Source organism: Staphylococcus sp. HMSC34G04 (assembly GCF_001838765.1).
GTDB classification, from domain to species: Bacteria; Bacillota; Bacilli; order Staphylococcales; family Staphylococcaceae; genus Staphylococcus; species Staphylococcus epidermidis.
Window position 1 is genome coordinate 1 of sequence record NZ_KV838693.1, and the last position, 22,572, is coordinate 22,572.

The 22,572-nt window shown below is 33.2% G+C and carries 21 protein-coding genes; 14 read left to right on the forward strand and 7 right to left on the reverse strand.

Annotated features, from left to right (window positions below; all coding sequences use genetic code 11):
* Nucleotides 1–164: 164 nt before the first annotated feature.
* Nucleotides 165–995 carry a bifunctional hydroxymethylpyrimidine kinase/phosphomethylpyrimidine kinase gene (gene thiD, locus HMPREF3241_RS01435; RefSeq protein ID WP_032603372.1) on the reverse strand — a complete coding sequence of 277 codons (831 nt, stop codon included), beginning with the start codon at nucleotides 993–995 and terminating at the stop codon, nucleotides 165–167.
* A 106-nt stretch (nucleotides 996–1,101) separates the two neighbouring features.
* Nucleotides 1,102–2,082 carry a choloylglycine hydrolase family protein gene (locus tag HMPREF3241_RS01440; RefSeq protein ID WP_002458378.1) on the reverse strand — a complete coding sequence of 327 codons (981 nt, stop codon included), beginning with the start codon at nucleotides 2,080–2,082 and terminating at the stop codon, nucleotides 1,102–1,104.
* Nucleotides 2,083–2,248: 166 nt separating this feature from the next.
* Here HMPREF3241_RS01440 and HMPREF3241_RS01445 point away from each other — a divergent pair, with 166 nt between their 5' ends.
* The 4 genes from HMPREF3241_RS01445 to HMPREF3241_RS01460 all read left to right on the forward strand — a co-directional run bounded on the left by HMPREF3241_RS01445 (nucleotide 2,249) and on the right by HMPREF3241_RS01460 (nucleotide 5,267).
* Nucleotides 2,249–2,899, forward strand: a complete 651-nt coding sequence (locus HMPREF3241_RS01445; protein ID WP_002445765.1) for a uracil-DNA glycosylase — start codon at nucleotides 2,249–2,251, stop codon at nucleotides 2,897–2,899.
* A 9-nt stretch (nucleotides 2,900–2,908) separates the two neighbouring features.
* Nucleotides 2,909–3,268, forward strand: a complete 360-nt coding sequence (locus HMPREF3241_RS01450; protein WP_002458377.1) for a DUF5327 family protein — start codon at nucleotides 2,909–2,911, stop codon at nucleotides 3,266–3,268.
* A 24-nt stretch (nucleotides 3,269–3,292) separates the two neighbouring features.
* Entirely contained in the window at nucleotides 3,293–3,661 is a 369-nt protein-coding gene (locus tag HMPREF3241_RS01455; protein ID WP_002458376.1) for a DUF423 domain-containing protein, read from the forward strand.
* A 115-nt stretch (nucleotides 3,662–3,776) separates the two neighbouring features.
* Complete coding sequence (locus HMPREF3241_RS01460) at nucleotides 3,777–5,267, forward strand: APC family permease (protein WP_002445768.1); 1,491 nt, start codon at nucleotides 3,777–3,779, stop codon at nucleotides 5,265–5,267.
* A 160-nt stretch (nucleotides 5,268–5,427) separates the two neighbouring features.
* Here the strand turns inward: HMPREF3241_RS01460 and HMPREF3241_RS01465 are convergent, their stop codons facing one another.
* The 3 genes from HMPREF3241_RS01465 to hemQ form a co-directional block, all read right to left on the reverse strand.
* Nucleotides 5,428–5,880 (reverse strand): threonine/serine exporter family protein, encoded by a 453-nt coding sequence (locus HMPREF3241_RS01465; RefSeq protein WP_002456857.1) that lies wholly within the window; start codon nucleotides 5,878–5,880, stop codon nucleotides 5,428–5,430.
* Between the two features lie 12 nt (nucleotides 5,881–5,892).
* The gene (locus HMPREF3241_RS01470) at nucleotides 5,893–6,657 is read right to left on the reverse strand and encodes a threonine/serine exporter family protein (protein ID WP_002456858.1); all 765 of its coding nucleotides are present in this window, start codon (nucleotides 6,655–6,657) and stop codon (nucleotides 5,893–5,895) included.
* 503 nt (nucleotides 6,658–7,160) lie between these two features.
* The gene (gene hemQ, locus HMPREF3241_RS01475) at nucleotides 7,161–7,910 is read right to left on the reverse strand and encodes a hydrogen peroxide-dependent heme synthase (RefSeq protein ID WP_002458373.1); all 750 of its coding nucleotides are present in this window, start codon (nucleotides 7,908–7,910) and stop codon (nucleotides 7,161–7,163) included.
* A 170-nt stretch (nucleotides 7,911–8,080) separates the two neighbouring features.
* On the opposite strand from hemQ, the gene pta reads away from it, so the two are divergent.
* From pta to HMPREF3241_RS01505, 6 genes are all read left to right on the forward strand, one after another.
* Nucleotides 8,081–9,070, forward strand: a complete 990-nt coding sequence (gene pta / locus HMPREF3241_RS01480) for a phosphate acetyltransferase (protein ID WP_002445772.1) — start codon at nucleotides 8,081–8,083, stop codon at nucleotides 9,068–9,070.
* A complete protein-coding gene (locus HMPREF3241_RS01485; protein ID WP_002445773.1) occupies nucleotides 9,070–9,909 on the forward strand; it encodes a lipoate--protein ligase family protein in 840 nt (279 codons plus the stop codon). The genes pta and HMPREF3241_RS01485 overlap by 1 nt, the downstream gene beginning before the upstream one ends.
* 692 nt (nucleotides 9,910–10,601) lie before the next feature.
* Complete coding sequence (mvk, locus tag HMPREF3241_RS01490; RefSeq protein ID WP_002445774.1) at nucleotides 10,602–11,522, forward strand: mevalonate kinase; 921 nt, start codon at nucleotides 10,602–10,604, stop codon at nucleotides 11,520–11,522.
* A gap of 4 nt (nucleotides 11,523–11,526) precedes the next feature.
* Nucleotides 11,527–12,510 (forward strand): diphosphomevalonate decarboxylase, encoded by a 984-nt coding sequence (gene mvaD, locus HMPREF3241_RS01495; RefSeq protein ID WP_002469363.1) that lies wholly within the window; start codon nucleotides 11,527–11,529, stop codon nucleotides 12,508–12,510.
* A 12-nt stretch (nucleotides 12,511–12,522) separates the two neighbouring features.
* Complete coding sequence (locus HMPREF3241_RS01500) at nucleotides 12,523–13,599, forward strand: phosphomevalonate kinase (protein ID WP_001832075.1); 1,077 nt, start codon at nucleotides 12,523–12,525, stop codon at nucleotides 13,597–13,599.
* Between the two features lie 210 nt (nucleotides 13,600–13,809).
* Nucleotides 13,810–14,151 (forward strand): YuzB family protein, encoded by a 342-nt coding sequence (locus HMPREF3241_RS01505; RefSeq protein ID WP_002438738.1) that lies wholly within the window; start codon nucleotides 13,810–13,812, stop codon nucleotides 14,149–14,151.
* 324 nt (nucleotides 14,152–14,475) lie between these two features.
* On the opposite strand, the gene merA is transcribed toward HMPREF3241_RS01505, so the two are convergent.
* Both merA and hypR read right to left on the reverse strand, forming a co-directional pair.
* Nucleotides 14,476–15,807 carry a hypothiocyanous acid reductase MerA gene (gene merA / locus HMPREF3241_RS01510; RefSeq protein WP_002456011.1) on the reverse strand — a complete coding sequence of 444 codons (1,332 nt, stop codon included), beginning with the start codon at nucleotides 15,805–15,807 and terminating at the stop codon, nucleotides 14,476–14,478.
* 4 nt (nucleotides 15,808–15,811) lie between these two features.
* Nucleotides 15,812–16,234 (reverse strand): redox-sensitive transcriptional regulator HypR, encoded by a 423-nt coding sequence (gene hypR / locus HMPREF3241_RS01515; RefSeq protein WP_001832072.1) that lies wholly within the window; start codon nucleotides 16,232–16,234, stop codon nucleotides 15,812–15,814.
* Between the two features lie 156 nt (nucleotides 16,235–16,390).
* Between hypR and HMPREF3241_RS01520 the strand changes: the two genes are divergently transcribed.
* The 4 genes from HMPREF3241_RS01520 (at nucleotide 16,391) to HMPREF3241_RS01535 (ending at nucleotide 22,359) form a co-directional block, all read left to right on the forward strand.
* The gene (locus tag HMPREF3241_RS01520; protein WP_001832085.1) at nucleotides 16,391–17,329 is read left to right on the forward strand and encodes an aldo/keto reductase; all 939 of its coding nucleotides are present in this window, start codon (nucleotides 16,391–16,393) and stop codon (nucleotides 17,327–17,329) included.
* A 461-nt stretch (nucleotides 17,330–17,790) separates the two neighbouring features.
* Nucleotides 17,791–20,472 (forward strand): MMPL family transporter, encoded by a 2,682-nt coding sequence (locus HMPREF3241_RS01525; RefSeq protein ID WP_070853393.1) that lies wholly within the window; start codon nucleotides 17,791–17,793, stop codon nucleotides 20,470–20,472.
* Between the two features lie 23 nt (nucleotides 20,473–20,495).
* Nucleotides 20,496–21,440 carry a glycine betaine ABC transporter substrate-binding protein gene (locus HMPREF3241_RS01530; protein ID WP_001832065.1) on the forward strand — a complete coding sequence of 315 codons (945 nt, stop codon included), beginning with the start codon at nucleotides 20,496–20,498 and terminating at the stop codon, nucleotides 21,438–21,440.
* 349 nt (nucleotides 21,441–21,789) lie between these two features.
* Entirely contained in the window at nucleotides 21,790–22,359 is a 570-nt protein-coding gene (locus HMPREF3241_RS01535; protein WP_070592750.1) for a TetR/AcrR family transcriptional regulator, read from the forward strand.
* Nucleotides 22,360–22,572: the final 213 nt, after the last annotated feature.

Below are 22,572 nucleotides of genomic sequence, written 5' to 3' on the forward strand. Positions count from 1 at the left end.
ATTTCAATAGAAATTGTCTTTATTTACTTATCTTGGACCTTTTTGTCCCAGGCTTTCCACATCTATATAGATATTGATTTAATTATAATTACAAAGTTTGTAGGAATTAAATGAGCCTATAAATTAGGGCTAAAATGTACTAGTATTTATACAATCTAGTATTTTTAAACCTCAGTGACTTCAACGTTAATCTGTTCAATACGGTTATATGCACCATGATCAACAGGTCCTACAAAGTCATTCATTTTCCAACCATTTTTGATTGCTGAAGCTACAAATGCTTTAGCAGCAATGATTGCTTCTTTTGGAGATTTACCGTTCGCAAGATAAGCTGTTGTGGCAGCAGCAAATGTGCATCCTGCACCATGATTATAACTTTGTTGGAACATGTCAGTAGTTAATTGATAAAATTGTTGGCCATCATAGTACAAGTCATAAGATTTATCTTGATCGAGTGCTTTGCCACCTTTAATAATGACATGAGGTGTGCCTTTGTCATAAATCACTTGAGCAGCTTTTTTCATGTCCTCAATTGATGTTAATTTTCCTAAACCAGAGAGTTGACCTGCTTCGAATAAATTCGGGGTAACTACTGTAGCTTTAGGTAGTAAATATTGAATCATTGCTTCTGTGTTTCCTGGATTAAGTACTTCGTCTTCACCTTTACAAACCATTACTGGATCAACTACAAAATAGTCTGCACCAGATTCAACAAAAACATCTCCGGCACGTTTAATAATGTCTTGTGTTCCTAACATCCCTGTTTTAATAGCATTAGGTCCAATTGATATTGCTGTTTCAAGTTGTTTTTCGAAGATATTCATATCAATGGGTGTTACATCATGGGACCATGTTTCTTTATCCATTGTCACAATAGATGTTAAAGCTACCATTCCATATACATCAAGTTCTTGGAACGTTTTAAGATCTGCTTGCATACCGGCACCAGCACTTGTATCTGAACCAGCTATCGTTAATACTTTTTTTAAAGCCATCATTCATTCACTCCCATTAATTTCTAGTGTCTTTATCATATCATGTTTATCGCGTACGCTAAATTATTATATTTTGTAAAATTCAAAATCAATCATCATACGTTAGTTACTGTATTGATGTTATCTTTAATTCGTGATTAATAGGTAAGAATGTCAACTCATTCTTACTTAAAAGATCTTCAGTTAATTTTATTTTGAAAATTTGATTACTAAAGTATGGCTTAATATAATAGCTTCTTTCTTTACTTTCCATCACTAATTGATATTGTGTGTAATGTATTTTATTGGCATCGATAACTGCACCTTGAGGGATACTGACTGATTCTAGAACTTTAAAACAATTCATTAAATTTTCATCTTCATTATGGGAACAGCGTAGTTGGTGTCTTAAATATGTAGCCCGTATAAAACGTTCTGTTGAAGTATAACCACCCGGTAAGCCATTTGTTCCTGCTTCACAACCCATTGATCTTACTAGCACTTTACCTATTAATTGATTGGTTGATTTCTGTGGTGTTAAATAAGCATAATTTCTTAAGTTAGATAGATGCCAATCTAATTTAGGCGCATTTGTTAAGGTATGAACATAATTATCTTTAACTATTAATAAGCCATTGTGAGGTTCTATGGCTACGGTATGTCCTGTTTCATCAGTGACCATGAAATGTAAAGGAGGAACGATATTCAAAGTTGTATTTTTTTCATTCATAATATTGATCTTCTTAACCTTTTGTTTTAATTCGCTAATACTTTTATTAAAACCTAAAACCCAAACAATAAACTCCTCAGGTGCTAAGTTAAAATAACCATAACGTTTATGGGTACTGTATGAGGCTTCACCAGTGAAGTAATGGTTCGAAATAGCTAAACCTTTTTCGTTTATACCATCACCAAATCTATAACGTCCTACTTTTAAATTTGTTCCAACAAAACCATATTCAAGACGCATGTCTGAATCTAGATCAAATTGGTAGTGATAATGACGTGGAACAATGGTTGGGATACCATTAAATTCAAATGCAAAGTCCATCGTTCTAGCTAAATAATGATAACGTTGTTTTGTATATAAAGAAATAGCCGTACACATATATAACACTCCAAACTACTGAAATTTATCTATAGTAATTGTAATATAATTAAAAATAGATTGATTGTAAACCTAAAATATATAAAGGTTTACAAAAATTAATGCTTATAAAATCAGTCATTTTTCCAATATGAATATGTTAAAATGTAGCTTGAGGTGAAAACGAATGAAATGGTCAGAGGTATTTCATGATATAACAACACGCCATGATTTTCAGGCGATGCATGACTTTTTAGAAAAAGAATATACGACTCAAATCGTTTATCCAGATAAAAAAAATATCTATCAAGCATTTGATTTAACGCCTTTTGAAGATATCAAGGTTGTTATTTTAGGACAAGATCCTTATCACGGTCCTAATCAAGCACATGGTTTAGCATTTTCAGTGCAACCTCATGCTAAATTTCCACCATCTTTAAGAAATATGTATCAAGAACTAGAAAATGATATAGGGTGTCATAGAACTTCGCCCCATTTACAAGACTGGGCAAGAGAAGGTGTCTTGTTATTAAATACGGTATTGACTGTTCGACAAGGTGAAGCACATTCACATCGAAATATTGGGTGGGAAACATTTACGGATGAAATCATACAAGCTGTTTCTAATTATCGTGAGCATGTTGTTTTTATTCTTTGGGGAAGACCTGCTCAACAAAAGGAACGATTCATTGATACATCTAAACATTTAATTATTAAATCGCCACATCCTAGTCCACTATCGGCTTTTAGAGGATTTTTTGGTTCTAAACCTTATTCAACTACAAATAATTATTTAAAATCTAAAGGAAAAACACCAGTTCAGTGGTGTGAAAGTTAGGTGAGAATAATGAACAAAAAACAGATTCTACAATTGATTGAGCAAGAATTGGTACAAGCAGATGAAGCTCAGACAGATACTGAATTTGAAAAGCATATGTATGCTATACACATGCTCACATCTCTTGTTAGTTCTCATCAAAGTCGTTCAACAATAGAGAAATTAAATCGTTCTAAACCAATGAATAGTAATATAAAAGATGATTATGAGATGAAACAACAGACTTCACAAAAACATGATGTAACTGTAGCTGAAATAGAAGCAATGGGTGGTAAAGTACCACAATCAATGAAAAAGCATCATACTTCTAATAATATGATGATTACAGATGATCATGTTGGTAATGGTGAATCTATTTTTGATTTTTAAATATAAAGGAGTACATTCAAAATGATGAAAGTTTTTATTATTTTAGGTGCATTAAATGCAATGATGGCTGTCGGTACTGGGGCATTTGGAGCACATGGATTGGAAGGTAAATTATCAGATAAATACATGTCAATATGGGAAAAAGCAACAACTTATCAAATGTATCATGGATTAGGTCTGTTAGTTATAGGTTTAATAAGTGGTACAACATCAATTAATGTAAATTGGGCTGGTTGGTTATTATTCTTTGGTATTGTCTTTTTCAGTGGTTCCTTGTATTTCTTAGCCTTAACACAAGTTCGTATTTTAGGTGCAATTACGCCAATAGGTGGTGTTCTATTTATAATTGGTTGGCTTGTTCTTGTAATTGCTACACTTAAATTCGCAGGGTAATCACTTCATACAATCTTGTTACAATATGACGTTCTTTACAATTTAATGGTAAAAGTTCATGAGTTAATTCACTCACCTTTTAGGGTATACTATACTCTCGAGGTGAGTTTTATTTATGGAAAATAAAAATAACAATGTAGATAGAGGTAACCTTAAGCAGAATCTTTCCGAGAAATTTGTATGGGCTATTGCATATGGTTCGTGTATCGGATGGGGCGCTTTTATATTACCAGGAGATTGGATTAAACAATCAGGGCCTATTGCTTCTTCAATAGGTATAGTAATCGGTGCGTTATTGATGATTCTTATTGCTGTAAGTTATGGCGCACTCGTTGAAAAATTTCCTGTTTCTGGTGGCGCATTTGCTTTTAGTTTTTTAAGTTTTGGAAGATATGTAAGCTTTTTCTCTTCATGGTTTTTAACATTTGGCTATGTTTGTGTTGTTGCGTTAAATGCGACAGCATTCAGTTTGTTGATTAAATTTTTATTACCAAATGTTTTGAACAACGGAAAGTTATATACAGTAGCTGGTTGGGATGTTTACATAACTGAAATTGTTATCGCAACAGTGCTACTTATAGTGTTTATGTTGATTACTATTAGAGGTGCCAGTGTGTCTGGTTCGTTACAATATTACTTCTGTGTTGCAATGGTCCTTGTAGTTGCACTTATGTTTATAGGTTCTTTCTTTAGCAGTCACTTTAGTTTGAGTCATTTAGAGCCATTAGCAAGTGTAGATAAAGGATGGTTTCAATCAATCATTATGATTGTCTCTATTGCACCATGGGCGTACGTAGGGTTTGATAATATACCGCAAACTGCTGAAGAATTTAACTTTTCTCCTAACAAGACGTTTAAACTTATTGTTTATAGTTTACTAGCTGCGTCACTCACTTATGTAGTGATGTTACTTTACACAGGCTGGCTAGGTACACAAGCAACAAGTTTAAATGGTAACTTATGGCTTACCGGTGCAGTGACTCAAGATGCATTCGGTTTTATTGGCCTTGCAGTATTAGCAGTGGCAATTATTATGGGGATTTTTACTGGATTAAATGGATTTTTAATGAGTTCGAGTCGCTTACTATTTTCAATGGGGCGCTCTGGCATTATGCCAACAGTATTTAGTAAATTACACAGTAAACATAAAACACCATATGTCGCTATTATTTTCTTAGTAGCTGTATCTTTAATTGCTCCTTGGTTAGGTAGAACGGCATTAACATGGATTGTAGATATGTCATCTACAGGTGTTTCAATTGCATATTTTATTACTTGTTTATCTGCTACGAAATTATTTAGTTTTAATAAACAGAGTAATACGTATGCACCAGTTTATAAAATTTTTGGTATTATAGGATCGATTGTATCCTTTGTGTTCTTATGTTTATTGCTTATTCCAGGTTCTCCTGCAGCACTTTCGATACCATCATACATCGCTTTAGGAATTTGGTTGGTAATAGGATTAATCTTTTTTATCATTCGCTTGCCAAAACTTAAGAAAATGAATAATGATGAAATGAGTCGATTGATTTTAAATCATTCTGAAGACGAAGTTTTAGAGATGATTCATGAACCTGGTCAATCTAATTCAACGAATAAATAAATTTAAAAGTTATTTTGTGACAATATTATAAAATCCCAAAATGAAATTTTTTAGAATTTCATTTTGGGATTTTTATTTATCATATATTTTCCAACAACATTTAACCATAAATTTAATTGGTTAGAGTAACGTTAATTTTTAGCGAAAGAGTTTATTGATATTACAATCCTTTTCTGGTACGCGCAAAACCTGAAATAACGATTTTAGAAATTTGATCAGCAAATAATAAACCCAAAGCAATAGCACCTGCTATTAATGTCACTTCAAGCATTGTGTTAATCGCCTTACCAAAGTGTAATAACACTAAGTTTTTAGTGGCATCATAAGCAAGTCCACCTGGAACTAGAGGTATAATACCTGTAACCATAAAAATAATTACAGGCTCTTTTTTTCGACGAGCCATGTAATGACTAAGTAGACCTAACGCTAAACTTCCGAAAAAGCTTGAGTAAATCGTATGGAGCTCAAAGCCGTTAAATAATACAGTATAAACCATCCATCCACAAGCGCCGACAAAGCCACAAGCAAAATACAACTTCCTAGGGGCATCAAATATGACACAGAAAAAGAGTGAAGCAAGAAAGCTAAATATAAAATTAAATATCCAAAACATATGAGTGCACTCCTAGACTAAAATTAATATTGAACTTACACCAGCGCCTATACCAAAGGCAGTAACTAAAGCTTCTAAAGATTTTGTTGTAAACATTAACATATGTCCTCCGAATAAATCTTGAATAGCATTTGTAATAAGTACTCCAGGTACAATAGGCATGACCGCGGCAATGATAATTGTAGCTAAATCTCCGCTAGGAACAAATGCATGTCCAATTACAGAAATAATACCTATTACCAAAGAACCTATAAATTCTGGAATAAATTGTGCGTGTAGCTTTCGATCTAATATTTCTACTACTAAGTATCCAATCGTTCCAGCTAATACAGCTGTGATGATATCAACCAGACGACCTCCCTGTAGATAGAGGAAGCTCGTAGCGATAATTGCTGCGGCAATTCCTTTGAAGGGTAGACTGCTATCTCTTTTAGCAACATATATTTCCTCTAATTGATACTTAGCTTCTTCAAGCGTCATCGTGCCATTTGTAATTTGACGTGAGATTTCATTAGCTTGAGAAATTTTTATTAAGTTCGTATCTCGAGTTTTAATCCTATATAACCGAGGATATGCTTCGTTATGTAAAACAAATTCAATTACAGTATTAGTCACGAAACTATTGCTTTCAGGATAGCCCAATTTTGTAGCAATACGTGCCATGGTATCCTCTACCCGTGTACCTTCTGCTCCAGATTCTAGTAATATACGAGCAGTAATCATAACAACATCTTTTATCAATGCTTCATGAGATGTTTCAATTGTATCCTTATTCATTTCATCACCAAATTTTTTTAAAATTAAGAATAAATCATTATTATAATTATAGTAAAGGTTTTAGGAAAACGCCACAACCCTTGAGGTTTACATGACGTGCAACTTGTCATTTAAAGTCATTTTCATAGAGTTAAGCAGATAAAATAATGATTATATAGATGAATTTTATAATAAATATTAAAAAAAACCTTATAGTTGTACATTTACCTTTATATAATGTTTCAAATATTTCAAAAAGGTTAAAATAATATTAGTTAACGATGACAGTGAATATATTGAGTAGCGACGGTATATTCTATGAGGTTAACTATATACGTAGTAGTGATTTAAAGTTCTCCCAAGGATACTACAACATAAGAGCCTAGTACATCTTAATTGTACAGGCTCTTAAAATTTTTATAGTCATTAAATTTAAGATAAGGTATTATCTTTTCTACATATTAAAAACCCTACACACCAGTAAATTATGATTCTGGTGTGTAGGGTTAATTTTTCACTTTAACTTATATACTAAAAAATTGTTTGAAGTCTTCGATGTTTAAAATATGCCCAATATAGAAACTACCAAATTCGCCATAACGAGCAGTCGTTTCATCAAAACGCATTTCATAGACAATTTTTTTGAATTGAAGTACATCATTTGAAAATAATGTAACACCCCATTCGTAGTCATCAAAACCTACTGAACCTGTGATAAACTGTTTGATTTTACCAGCATATTTACGACCTATCATCCCATGGTTATACATTAAAGTTTTACGGTCTTCGATAGGTAACATGTACCAGTTATAAGTTTCATTGCGTCGTTTATCCATTGGATAGAAACATATATATTCAGAATGTGGTAATTCAGGGTATAATCGTGCCTTAACATGGGGATTTTCATAAGGATCTTCATCAGATTTGCCTGCTAAATAATTACTTAATTCTATCACTGACACATAGGAATAAGTTGGAATGAGATAGTCTGCGATACGTAATTTATTAAACTCATTTTCAATTTGATTTAACTCTTTCATCTCTGGACGTAAAAACCATAGTAAAAGGTCCGCTTTTTGACCTGTAATGTTATAAATTGCATGATCACCTTGATGTGATTCTCTAGCAACTGCTTTATCTTTAACAAATGTTTCTAGTTCAGTAATCATTGCTTCACGATCATCTTCAGCAATTAAACGAAAAGTTGTCCAGTCTACTGCATAAAATAAATGTAAGCTATACCAACCATCTAAAGTTTCTGCTGCTTCACTCATTATCAATCTCTCCTTTTTCAAAATTCTTATTGGATTCATTTCAAATTCTATCACAAACATTCATTTAACTACTAAAAAAATGTTTACAAAAGCGAAATGGAATTCTGATAAAAAATAACGTATAATTTACTATGTAAACGTTATTATAAGAGAGAATTAAGGAGGATATTATGGCTGATTTATTATCTGTATTACAAGACAAATTATCCGGAAAAAATGTAAAAATAGTATTACCTGAAGGTGAAGATGAACGAGTGCTCATTGCTGCGACTCAGCTACAAAAAACTGACTATGTTTCACCTATCGTTTTAGGAAACGAAGATAATATTAAATCTCTTGCGTCTAAACACGCTTTAGATTTAACGCAAATTGAAATCATAGATCCAGCGACGAGTGAACTTAAAGATGAGCTTGTAGATGCTTTTGTTGAAAGACGTAAAGGTAAGGCAACTAAAGAACAAGCAGTTGAATTATTAGATAATGTAAATTATTTCGGAACAATGCTTGTGTATACTGGAAAGGCTGAAGGTTTAGTGAGTGGTGCTGCACATTCTACTGGAGATACAGTAAGACCAGCATTACAAATTATCAAAACTAAACCTGGTGTATCTAGAACATCTGGTATTTTCTTTATGATTAAAGGTGATGAACAATATATTTTTGGGGATTGTGCTATTAATCCAGAATTAGATGCTCAAGGACTTGCTGAAATTGCAGTAGAGAGTGCTAAATCAGCACAAAGCTTTGGAATGAACCCTAAAGTAGCTATGTTAAGCTTTTCTACAAAAGGTTCTGCTAAATCGGATGATGTTACTAAAGTGCAAGAAGCATTGAAGTTAGCTCAAGAAAAAGCTGAAGCGGATCAATTAGAGCATGTAGTTATTGATGGGGAATTCCAATTTGACGCTGCTATTGTTCCTAGCGTAGCAGAGAAGAAAGCACCTGGTGCAAAAATTCAAGGTGATGCGAATGTATTTGTTTTCCCTAGTCTAGAAGCAGGTAATATTGGTTATAAGATTGCTCAACGTTTAGGTGGATACGATGCAGTAGGACCAGTCCTACAAGGATTAAACTCTCCAGTCAATGATTTATCTCGTGGTTGCTCAACTGAAGACGTTTATAACTTATCTATTATTACAGCTGCTCAAGCCTTACAATAATGGACTTAGCAACTAAATATTTTAATCAAATCAACTGGCGTTATGTCGATCATTCAAGTGGTTTAGAGCCCATGCAATCTTTTGCGTTTGATGACACTTTTTCCGAAAGCGTTGGTAAAGACTTATCTTGTAATGTAGTACGAACGTGGATACATCAACACACCGTGATTTTGGGCATTCATGATTCGCGTTTACCATTTTTAAGTGATGGTATTCGTTTTCTTACAGATGAACAGGGATATAATGCGATTGTTAGGAATTCTGGTGGCTTGGGTGTCGTATTAGATCAAGGAATATTAAATATATCTTTGATTTTTAAAGGACAAACCGAAACGACTATTGATGAAGCCTTTACAGTGATGTATTTATTGATTAGTAAAATGTTTGAGGATGAAGATGTTAGTATCGATACTAAAGAAATTGAGCAATCGTATTGCCCAGGAAAATTTGATTTAAGTATTAATGATAAGAAATTTGCCGGGATTTCTCAGCGACGAGTACGTGGTGGTATCGCAGTGCAAATATACTTATGTATTGAAGGTTCTGGCTCAGAACGGGCATTAATGATGCAACAGTTTTATCAACGTGCACTTAAAGGGCAGACTACTAAGTTTCACTATCCAGACATAGATCCCTCATGTATGGCATCTTTAGAAACTCTTTTAAATAGAGAAATTAAAGTGCAAGATGTTATGTTTTTATTATTATATGCACTAAAAGATTTAGGGGCAAACTTAAATATGGATCCTATTACAGAAGACGAGTGGACACGTTACGAGGGGTACTATGATAAGATGCTAGAACGCAATGCGAAAATAAATGAAAAATTAGATTTTTAGCAAGGTGACACCATAGATAAGTCATAAAAAGATAAGCCTGGGACAAAATAATTGTCTCAGGTTTTTTTACGTATTAGCAGTGATAGTTGATGTGAATAGAAAATATTTTTATATAAATTTTCAATCAATGGGGTTCTAACCAAGAGAATTTTACATAGAAAACCAATAAAAAAGACAAGTGTTATTCGAGGTTAAAAGAGGACAACAAATTCAATCCTACTACTATTTTGTTTAATAAAAATACCTTTCAAACAAAAGTTAAGATGACTTTGTTAGAAAATGATATATATTCTATCACAAATTTGTAGTATTATAGTTGAGGTGGAAAATTTTAAAAACTTTAGTAAAAAATTTAACGATGTTTACAAAATTGTCATTTAAGGTAAATATATTTCATGATTTTGATAACTCTTTAAAAGAGTTTTATAATATTAAAATGTTGTGAAAACTTAAACAAAAAGTTATTATACTCTTTTGTTGTTATTTTACTTTTAAATAGTTATAATAAACGCTTGATTATTGGCAATATAATAAATGTATTCGATAAAATTGACATTTAAGTGACATCAATCAAGATGAATATGTAAAGAAATTAAATTAATATCACGTTAAACAGCAAGTCAATCATTTTAACATCGTCAGTACATCTTATGAAGTGATATTTTAAAGAAGGTATATAAAGGTGAGAAAATATGACTAGACAAGGATACGGAGAATCTACTGGAAAGATTATTCTAATGGGTGAACACGCAGTTACATTTGGTCAACCGGCAATCGCAATTCCATTTAATGCTGGGAAAATTAAAGTCCTCATTGAAAGTTTAGATGAAGGAAATTATTCTTCTATCACAAGTGACGTATATGACGGAATGTTGTACGATGCTCCCGAACATCTAAAGTCTATCATTAATCGCTTTGTTGAAAAAAGTGGAGTGAAAGAACCACTATCAGTAAAAATTCAAACTAACTTGCCTCCATCAAGAGGTTTAGGTTCAAGTGCTGCAGTAGCAGTAGCGTTTGTACGTGCCAGTTATGATTTTATGGATCAACCTTTAGATGACAAAACATTGATTAAAGAAGCAAATTGGGCGGAGCAAATCGCACATGGTAAGCCAAGTGGTATCGATACGCAAACGATTGTGTCAAATAAACCTGTATGGTTTAAACAAGGGAAGGCCGAAACATTAAAATCACTAAAATTGAATGGTTATATGGTTGTCATTGATACCGGAGTAAAGGGTTCTACCAAACAAGCAGTGGAAGATGTTCACGTATTGTGTGAATCTGATGAATATATGAAATATGTAGAGCACATTGGTACACTTGTTCACAGAGCTAGTGAATCGATTGAACAGCATGATTTCCATCATTTGGCTGACATATTTAACGCATGTCAAGAAGACTTGAGACATTTAACAGTAAGTCACGATAAAATAGAAAAATTACTTCAAATTGGGAAAGAACATGGTGCCATTGCTGGTAAACTAACTGGTGGAGGAAGAGGTGGCAGCATGCTTCTTCTTGCGGAAAATTTACAAACTGCAAAAACTATTGTTGCTGCAGTTGAAAAGGCTGGCGCAGCACATACATGGATTGAACATTTAGGAGGTTAAATCATTGGTGAAAAGTGGCAAAGCACGAGCACATACAAATATTGCGTTGATTAAGTATTGGGGGAAAGCTGATGAAACTTACATTATTCCTATGAATAATAGTTTATCAATTACCTTAGATCGATTTTATACTGAAACAAAAGTGACTTTTGACCCTGATTTTACTGAAGATCGCCTTATTTTAAATGGAAATGAAGTGAATGCCAAAGAGAAAGAAAAGATTCAAAACTATATGAATATAGTGAGAGATTTGGCTGGAAATCGTTTGCATGCGCGAATTGAAAGTGAGAATCATGTGCCAACAGCAGCTGGACTTGCTTCTTCAGCGAGTGCTTACGCTGCTTTAGCTGCCGCTTGTAATGAAGCTTTGTCATTGAACTTATCAGATACAGACTTATCACGTTTAGCTCGACGTGGTTCAGGTTCTGCTTCTAGAAGTATTTTTGGTGGATTTGCTGAATGGGAAAAAGGGCATGATGATTTGACCTCATATGCACATGGAATTAATTCCAATGGTTGGGAAAAAGATTTATCAATGATATTTGTAGTGATTAATAATCAGTCAAAAAAAGTATCTAGTAGGTCAGGTATGTCACTAACAAGAGATACTTCTAGATTCTATCAATATTGGTTGGATCACGTTGATGAAGATTTAAATGAAGCTAAAGAGGCAGTTAAAAACCAAGATTTTCAACGCTTAGGCGAAGTCATTGAAGCAAATGGTTTACGTATGCATGCCACTAACTTAGGTGCTCAACCTCCTTTTACGTATTTAGTGCAAGAAAGCTACGATGCTATGGCGATTGTGGAACAGTGTCGAAAAGCCAATTTACCTTGTTACTTTACAATGGATGCGGGTCCCAATGTAAAAGTTTTAGTAGAAAAGAAAAATAAACAAGCTGTGATGGAACAATTTTTAAAAGTATTTGACGAATCGAAGATTATAGCAAGTGATATCATCAGCTCTGGCGTTGAAATTATTAAGTAAGGAAGAGATAGAATGATTCAGGTAAAAGCCCCCGGAAAACTTTATATTGCAGGCGAGTATGCAGTAACCGAACCAGGATATAAATCTATTCTTATTGCAGTAAATCGCTTTGTAACGGCGACAATTGAGGCGTCAAATAAAGTTGAAGGTAGTATTCATTCCAAAACATTACATTATGAACCAGTTAAATTTGACCGTAATGAAGATAGAATTGAAATCTCAGATGTTCAAGCTGCTAAGCAACTGAAATATGTTGTGACAGCTATAGAAGTGTTTGAACAGTATGTGCGCAGTTGCAATATGAATTTAAAGCACTTTCATTTAACCATTGATAGTAACTTAGCAGATAACTCTGGTCAGAAGTACGGATTAGGTTCAAGCGCCGCTGTTTTAGTATCTGTTGTTAAAGCTTTGAATGAATTCTATGGTTTGGAATTATCAAACCTTTATATTTATAAATTAGCTGTAATTGCAAATATGAAATTACAAAGTTTAAGTTCATGTGGTGATATTGCGGTTAGTGTCTACAGTGGTTGGCTTGCATATAGTACGTTCGACCATGACTGGGTGAAACAGCAAATGGAAGAAACATCGGTGAATGATGTTTTGGAAAAAAATTGGCCAGGCTTACATATCGAACCTTTACAAGCTCCCGAAAATATGGAAGTCCTTATTGGATGGACTGGGTCCCCAGCTTCTTCTCCACACTTAGTGAGTGAAGTCAAACGTTTAAAATCAGATCCAAGTTTTTATGGTGATTTTTTAGATCAATCTCATGCTTGTGTAGAAAGTTTAATCCAAGCTTTTAAAACTAATAATATCAAAGGTGTTCAAAAGATGATACGTATAAACAGACGTATTATTCAATCTATGGATAACGAAGCATCAGTTGAAATTGAAACAGATAAGCTAAAAAAATTATGTGATGTCGGTGAAAAGCACGGTGGCGCTTCTAAAACTTCAGGTGCTGGTGGTGGCGATTGCGGCATTACTATTATCAATAAGGTAATTGATAAAAATATTATTTATAACGAATGGCAAATGAATGATATCAAACCATTGAAATTTAAAATTTACCATGGACAATAAGTAAAGTAACTCGTGATATAAGTCATTTAGGGTTCGAGGCTCAACCGGGGGTGGGACTGTGTATTCAGTTCCACTTTCTTATTTTATTAGTATATGGTATGTATGAATTTTAAAGTGAAAAGTATCTTGAATTTTATAGTAAAAAGAGTAAAATAAATAGAGTTATATTAACGATGATGGAAGAGTTTATATAGAAAGGTGGGTAGCAAGATGAAAAATAAATTTTTAATCTGTGATGAGTGTCAGGCTGTGAATTTAAAATCTTTGAAGCGAAAATTAGAAAAATTAGATCCGGAAGCTGAAATTGAAATAGGCTGTCAATCTTATTGTGGACCAGGTCGGCGTAAAACATTTGCATTTGTTAATAATCGACCACTTGCTGCATTAACCGAAGAAGAACTTATGGAAAAGGTTACAAAACAATTAAAAAAACCACGTGATCCAGAAGAAGAAGAGCGACTAAGAAAACGTAACGAAGAACGAAAACGTCGTAAAGAAGAACAAGATCGCAAACTTAAGGAAAAGTTAAAGAAGCACAAAGCAGAGAAATAAATAAATCAAAACCACCTGAGACATGAATGATTGTCGCGGGTGGTTTTGATGTTAGTAGTACATAATTAAGTTGCAAATTCGAATATATGAAGCCATTTAATTTTCATTACTTTGTAATATGATAGAAGAAAGCATTAAATATGAATACTGTCATATTCTTATTAAAGACTGATGAGTTCTAAAAAATGAATTTATCGGTCTTTAATTTTAAATAGTCATGATAGATAATTCCTACATTTGTAGTATCTAATCATCAGAAATCAAAGTATAGAGTGGAGCGCAGGAGAAGGATTCACCTGCATAAGAACCACTAATGATCAGAGATCAAAGTGGTTCTAAAAACAAGTCATTAAAGGATTCGGTCATTGTCGGATGTGTGTATATATTATCTCTTAATACTGTGTAAGGAATATGTTGATCTATAGCAAGTTTGATTAAGCTAATCAGTTCTTCTGATTCTTTGCCATATAATGACGCTCCTAAAATTTCTTTTGTATCTTTATTAATTACTGCTTTAAATAAACCTCTGGAATCATTATTGATTTTGTGACGGGGTATGTTACTGACAAAGACTTTATTTTCTAGAATATCGTATCCTTGTAATTTCGCCTCACTTGCAATTAGTCCTACTCTAGATAGAGGAGGATCAATAAAGACCGTATAAGGTATTGCACCACGATTTTCAGTTGTTCTAGAACCATCACCAAATAGATGTGATTTAATGATTCTATAATCATCGAGTGAAATATACGTAAATTGCAATCCACCTTTAACATCACCTGCAGCGTATATGTGTTTCACTGTACTTTGCAAATGTGTATTTACAATTACTTCACCTTGTTTTCCGATTTTTACATCTGTATTTTCAAGACCTAAGTGATTTGTATTTGGCTTACGACCTGTGGCTAAGAGCACAGTATCAGCTGATATTTCTCCATGATTTGTGTGTATGATAGTTTGATCTTTATTGTTTGAAAATGCAATAGTACTAGTATTAGTGTTTATAGTCACACCTTTATCTTGTAAATCTTTGACAATAAGATTTGCAATGTCTTGATCTTCATTTGTCATGATAGCATCACCACGCTCAAGAATTGTTACATGTGTTCCAAAATTTGCAAACATTGAAGCGAATTCGAGAGCGATATAACCACCACCAATAATAACAAGTTCTTGAGGTTGATAGTCAATATTTAGTAATCCAGTAGAATCATATATATTTTGAGCTGTATCTATCCCTTTGATATCTGGGATATTTGCACGTGAACCAGTGTTGATTACTATCTTATCTGCTGTAATTGTTTCTTGAATTGTTCCATTATTATCTTGTAGTTCTATTACCTCGTTAGAAATAAAATTAGCTTTATAATTTAGAACATCTATATTGTCCTTTGAATTTAAGCCTTGATAGTTCTTGTTATTCAATGCCTGTACGACTTCTTTTTTTCTAGTAATAGCCTCTTTGAATGAACTACCTTCAATACCATCATGAATTAATGTTTTAGTCGGTATACATCCGATATTAATGCATGTACCGCCATACATCTTTGTTGATTGTTCTACCACTGCAACCTTTTGTCCGTGACTAGCAGCATGTGCCGCTAATGTTTTACCTGCTTTTCCAAAACCAATAATAATCAAATCATAATTTTTCATGGTTTTACCCCTCCTGTAAAATATCTGCCAAAACATCTGTAATATTTTTATCTTTGTAAAAATCTAATATTATTTGATGTTCTTGAGAATAATAATGTGACATTGTATGAGCAATTTTCTTAGAAATTTGACAATGACTGTCAGAAGCGCCAGTAAATCGTCTTTGGCTATTATTTTTATCTAAAACAAAGTGTTGATATAACTTGGCTAAATCTACTTGAGCAGTATGTTGATTGGCTTGGTAGCCTCCTGCTTTACCACGCTGAACTTTGATATAGTTGTGTTCAGTTAAATATGCTAGAACGCGTCTAAGTTGTACAGGGTTCAGACATGTTAATTTAGCTAATTCTTTACTATTGAATTGTTCTTGATCGTGTTGAGCAAGAAAACATAGTACATGTACTGCAATATTGAATTCTAAATTCATTTTTACCCACCTTAATGTAACTTCATTAGTTACATTAAAGCGTATAATGATTTTAAGGTCAAGATACTTGCTTCTAATAGATAATTAACATGAATGAATAAGTTATGATTTGGGTATAATATATTTAAGTATTTTAAATAAAGGAGATGACTTTTAATGGTAAAACAAGTACGATTAGGTAAATCTGATGTCAATGTTTTTCCTATCGCATTAGGTACAAATGCAGTAGGTGGTCATAATTTATATCCTAATTTGGATGAAGAGCAAGGGAAAGAAGTTGTACGTCAAGCTATTGATAATGGTATAACATTATTAGATACAGCATATATCTACGGGCCTGAACGTTCTGAAGAATTAGTTGGACAAGTTGTAAAAGAATATCCACGCGAGAAAGTGCAAATTGCAACAAAAGGTTCGCATGTTATTAAAGAAAATGAAGAAGTTGTTCAAAATAACGATCCAGAATATTTAAAACAGCAAGTTGAAAATAGTTTGGAACGTCTTCAAGTGGATTATATTGATTTGTATTATATTCATTTTCCTGATGACGATACACCAAAAGATAAAGCGGTGGCGGCTCTTAAAGAGCTTAAAGATGAAGGTAAAATTAAAGCAATAGGTGTATCTAATTTCTCTTTAGAACAATTAAAAGAAGCGAATAAAGATGGATATGTTGATGTTGTTCAATTAGAATACAATTTATTACATCGTGAAAATGAAGAAGTAATGGCATATGCTGCAGAAAATAATATTACATTTGTTCCTTACTTCCCACTTGCTTCAGGTATACTAGCTGGCAAGTACGATGAAAATCAAACATTTGAGGATCATCGTGCAGAACGTCCTGATTTTCAACCAGACGTATTCAAAGATAATGTGCGTCGTGTAAAAGCATTAACTGATATTGCAGAGGCACATGATACAACGATTGCCAATGTCGTATTAGCATTTTATCTTACACGTCCATCACTAGATGTTGTCATCCCTGGTGCAAAACGTGCAGAGCAAGTTGTTGAAAATATTGATGCTGCAAATATTGAATTATCGCAAGGTGAAATAGACAAAATTGATAGTTTATTCCCAATTAAAAAATAACTTAAGAGATAGATTAAGAACCTGAGACATCATTTGTTGTCTCAGGTATTTTTTACGCAATAATAAATAGGGTTCTGTTGCAAAGTTAAAAATCATGTAATATTTATACTGAAAAACGAAAAATAATTAATACTAACAAAACTCTTTACTGTTAAAACAATATTTGCTTTTATAGTTTTGTATAGATGTGCATATAATTTTAACTTTGCAACAGAACCTGTTTTCTTATATATCTCCTTAATACACGCTATTTTCACCAACAATTTTTCCAAAGTGTTGCATTTTCCAACGACGTAAAACTTTTAATGGTACCGAACGTGGGTATAACTTGTTACATTATCAAATGTAACATTTTAAATATGCTTAATTTGAGGTATCGATTTAATGTAATTGCTCACAAAACATCAGCACACTACCCATACTTTAAGCGATATAAATTAATGAAATAGGGGGGAAATGTCTTGGCAAAGCTATTATACAAACTAGGAAAATTTATAGCTAAGAACAAATGGCTAAGTGTTATAGGATGGCTTGTTATACTAGGTGTTATTATCACGCCATTAATGATAAACTCACCGAAGTTTGACAGTGACATCACTATGAACGGCCTTAAGTCATTAGACACAAACGATAAAATCAGTAAAGAATTTCATCAGGACAGTGAGAAAGCCTCGATGAAAATAGTCTTCCATTCTAATAAGAATGATGGACTCAATAATAAAGATACGAAGAAAGATATTGAAGATGCTTTAGACAATATCAGACAAAATGATGATTATATCCAAAATATCTCTAATCCATATGACAGTGGACAAGTTAATGATGAAGGCGATACTGCTATCGCTAACGTAAGTTATGTAGTTCCACAAACTGGATTAAAAGATTCTTCTAAACATATCATCGACAAAGAATTAAAAGATGTAACTGACAACCATAATGTGCAAATTGAAAAAACTCAAGGTGGCGCTATGAATTCCGAACCTGGTGGTACATCAGAAATTGTCGGTATCATCGTAGCATTCGTAATCTTACTTATTACCTTTGGTTCACTTATCGCAGCTGGTATGCCAATTATTAGTGCAATCATCGGTTTAGGTTCAAGTGTTGGTATCATCGCATTATTAACATATATCTTTGATATTCCAAACTTCACTCTTACACTAGCTGTAATGATAGGTTTAGCTGTTGGTATTGACTACTCACTCTTTATTCTATTTAGATTTAAAGAACTTAAGAAAAAAGGTGTCGATACTGTAGAAGCTATTGCAACAGCAGTGGGTACAGCAGGCAGTGCTGTAATATTCGCTGGTCTTACAGTTATGATTGCTGTTTGTGGTTTATCACTTGTAGGAATCGACTTCTTAGCGGTTATGGGATTCGCTTCAGCGATTAGTGTGTTATTTGCAGTATTAGCAGCATTAACACTATTACCTGCCCTAATCAGTATCTTCCATAAAAGTATTAAAATTAAAGATAAACCAACTAAAAGTAAAGACCCTAAAGATCATTCTTGGGCAAAATTTATTGTTGGTAAGCCAGTTATCGCTGTTATTGTAAGTTTAATTATTTTAATTTTAGCTGCTATACCAGTCAGTGGCATGCGTTTAGGTATTCCAGATGATAGTTTAAAACCAACTGACTCATCAGAATACAAAGCCTATAAATTAATCTCAGATAATTTTGGCGAAGGTTATAACGGACAAATTGTCATGTTAGTAAATACAAAAGATGGTGGAAGTAAAAGCACTATCGAACGTGATTTAAATAATATGCGTAGTGATTTAGAAGACATTGATAATGTTGATACAGTTTCAAAAGCACAACTAACTGACAACAACAATTACGCATTATTCACAATCATTCCTGAAAAAGGACCGAACTCACAGTCAACAGAAAATCTAGTATATGATTTACGTGATTATCATAGCCAAGCGCAAGAAAAATATGACTATGGCACTGAAATTTCAGGACAAAGTGTTATTAACATCGATATGTCAGAAAAACTAAACAACGCTATTCCAGTATTTGCAGGCGTTATTGTTGTATTAGCATTCTTCTTATTAATGATTGTGTTCCGTTCGATCTTAGTTCCATTAAAAGCAGTACTAGGCTTTATCCTTTCATTAATGGCTACATTAGGTTTCACAACATTAGTCATTCAACATGGCTTTATGGGTAGCTTATTTGGTATTGAAAACACAGGACCATTACTTGCATTCCTTCCAGTAATCACAATTGGATTGTTATTCGGACTTGCCATCGACTACGAGCTCTTCTTAATGACACGTGTACATGAAGAATACAGTAAGACTGGCGATAATGATCATTCAATCCGTGTAGGTATCAAAGAAAGTGGACCTGTTATCGTAGCTGCTGCACTTATTATGTTCAGTGTATTCATCGCATTCGTCTTCCAAGATGACAGTGCAATTAAGTCAATGGGTATCGCATTAGGTTTCGGTGTGTTATTCGACGCATTCGTCGTACGTATGACATTAATTCCAGCATTGACGAAACTCTTTGGTAAAGCTTCATGGTACCTTCCTAAATGGTTAGGTGCAGTATTGCCAAACGTTGACGTTGAAGGTAAAGCTTTAGAAGAAGATAATCATCACGACACATCTTCTGAAAAAGGTCATGTCAACGATAAAAATAGTGAATACTCTAGACAAGACAAAGATAACTATGTTTATCAAAATGACAAACGTAACTACAATCGCAATTATAATGACGAAGATTATAACCGTTCTGTGCATTTAAATAATCATCATGACCAGCATCATCGCCAACATCAATATGATAATCAACGTGATGATATCGACTATGAATCACTTTATACTCAAGATGGCGACCATACTCATCATGATGAACGTAATTATAATGATCGACACTATCAAGACAATTACAATAGAAATGATGATTATCGTCACAACAATCATGATCATCAAAATGATAACCATGATTATCATGATTCAAATTTTGATAAAACAACAAACTTATACAAAGAATTAACTGATAGCAATATTGATCAAGATGTATTATTCAAAGCATTAATGTTATACGCTCGTGAAAACAACAAAGGTGTTTACGATAGATATAACCGATCATCTCAACATCGTCATGATGACGAACTTAGAGACTAATATTAAAAAGGGGGAAACACGTTATGTTAAAACGACGTAGTTCGAAATTCTTAGGACTACTAGCCACACTAGCCTTAGCCATAGTGCTAAGTGCTTGTGGTAATAGTGGTAACGGTAGTGGTTCATCAGACGATAGTCAAACATCACTTGGTAATAAAGAAATCGAAATATCTTATATCGCGAGTGATAATTCAACACCACGTTCACTAGTTATAGCAGAAGTATTGAAAAAAGCAGGTTATGATGTAACAACTACACCAGTAACAGCAAGTGGCCCGTTATATGCTGCTGTATCAGAGAACTCTGATTCATTCCATGCATCAGGTATATTCCCTACTACTGATAAAAGTTACTACGATAAGTTCAAAAGTAAATTAACAATTTATGATGATAAACATTTAATTGATAACGCAAAAGTAGGTTTAGCCGTACCTAAGTACGTGCAAGATGTCGACTCAATTAGTGACTTAAAAAACAGTGACTTCGGAAAATCTGTAGATTGGGCAATTCAAGGCACAGACGCACGTAATGGCGTTATGCAAGAAACTAAAGATGAACTTGATAGTGACAACTTGGATAAATATAGCTTGAAAGAAAGTTCTGACCAAGACCAATTCAAGAAAATTCAATCTGCTTTTAAACAACAAGAACCTATCGTCTTCACAGCAATGGAACCTAGCTGGTTCTCTAAAGAATTAGACGTTAAAATGTTGAAAGATCCAGACAACATTTATGGTAATAATAATCAACATATTGACTTAGTATTTAACAAAGACTTTAAAGAAGCACATCCAGCTGCATACACAGTTGCAACACGTATGGCAGATGATTGGAGTAAATCTGACGAAGACAAATTAGCTAAAAAAATCTTTGTTGATAACAAAAATCCAGAACAAGTAGCTAAAGACTATGTGGATGATAATGATAATAAAGTAGATGAATGGTTAGAAGGTATTGAGACTATCTAATTACAAAGTAAAGAAAGACAAATAAAGAATATGCTCGTTTGGTGTAGCATATTTAAAACTCATAATGCAAATTTACAGTAGCAAACCGAGTTGAGAAGGCGCTTAAGACAAACTCTTCTCAATCGTAGCTATTATTGCGAGGGAGTGAAACTAAACTCAGTTTCGCTCCTACTTTTTTATATCGCTCTTATAGTATTAAACGTTTCAAATAACTTATTTACTCTTTTTTTATAAACAAATTTAAACGTAGTATCAGTTGTTATGTTTGGAAAAATCAACTTTATTGTGATAAATTACTCTTATTACGTCAGGCTATCTGACTAGATTAAATAAATAGGAGAATCAGATAATGCCGTCAGCAAATCAAAAGCGTATGATTAAACATATTCATGAAACAGTGTTTATACTTTTACATGATTATCATTTTGATGAAATCACGGTTCAAAAAATATGTGATATTGCAGAAATCAACCGCAGTACGTTCTATAGATACTTCCAAGATAAATATGAATTACTCTACACTTTACCTGACTTTATTACACAACAAATTATAGCTAAAAGTGACACATCAGCAGACATTACAACCCCTGAATCATTTGAAGACTTTATCTATTACATTGGTAATAATAAAAAGATTTTTAAGCATCTATTAGTTTCGTCTCGACAGGCAGATGTATTTAGAAGTTTAACGAATGTGAGTCGCGAAATGATGTTAAATAACCCAACTCGTAAGCGTGACCCCTTAGCGCAAAAGATTAGAGAAAGTAAACATCCTGAAATTGTAGCTGATTTTTACAGTAGTGGCGTAATAGAAGTACTAAGACGTTGGGTAGAAAATGACTATAACTATACAGTTGAAGAAGTGTTTGTAACATTAAATAATGTGCTTGAAACGTTATTATATTGTTATGATAAATAAAAGCAATCTCACATAAATTAAGAGTGAGATTGCTTTTTTGTCATTTGCGTTTTTTAACGTCTACTGTCTTGTAAACCATAAAAATACTATTAGCTATGATTAATAATGCTAGAATGACCATTGGCCAAATACCTATATTAATCATATTAAATATGGTTCTGTTGCAAAGTTGAATTTATATTATAATTTTAATAAAAAGGAGTCTTTTGTATG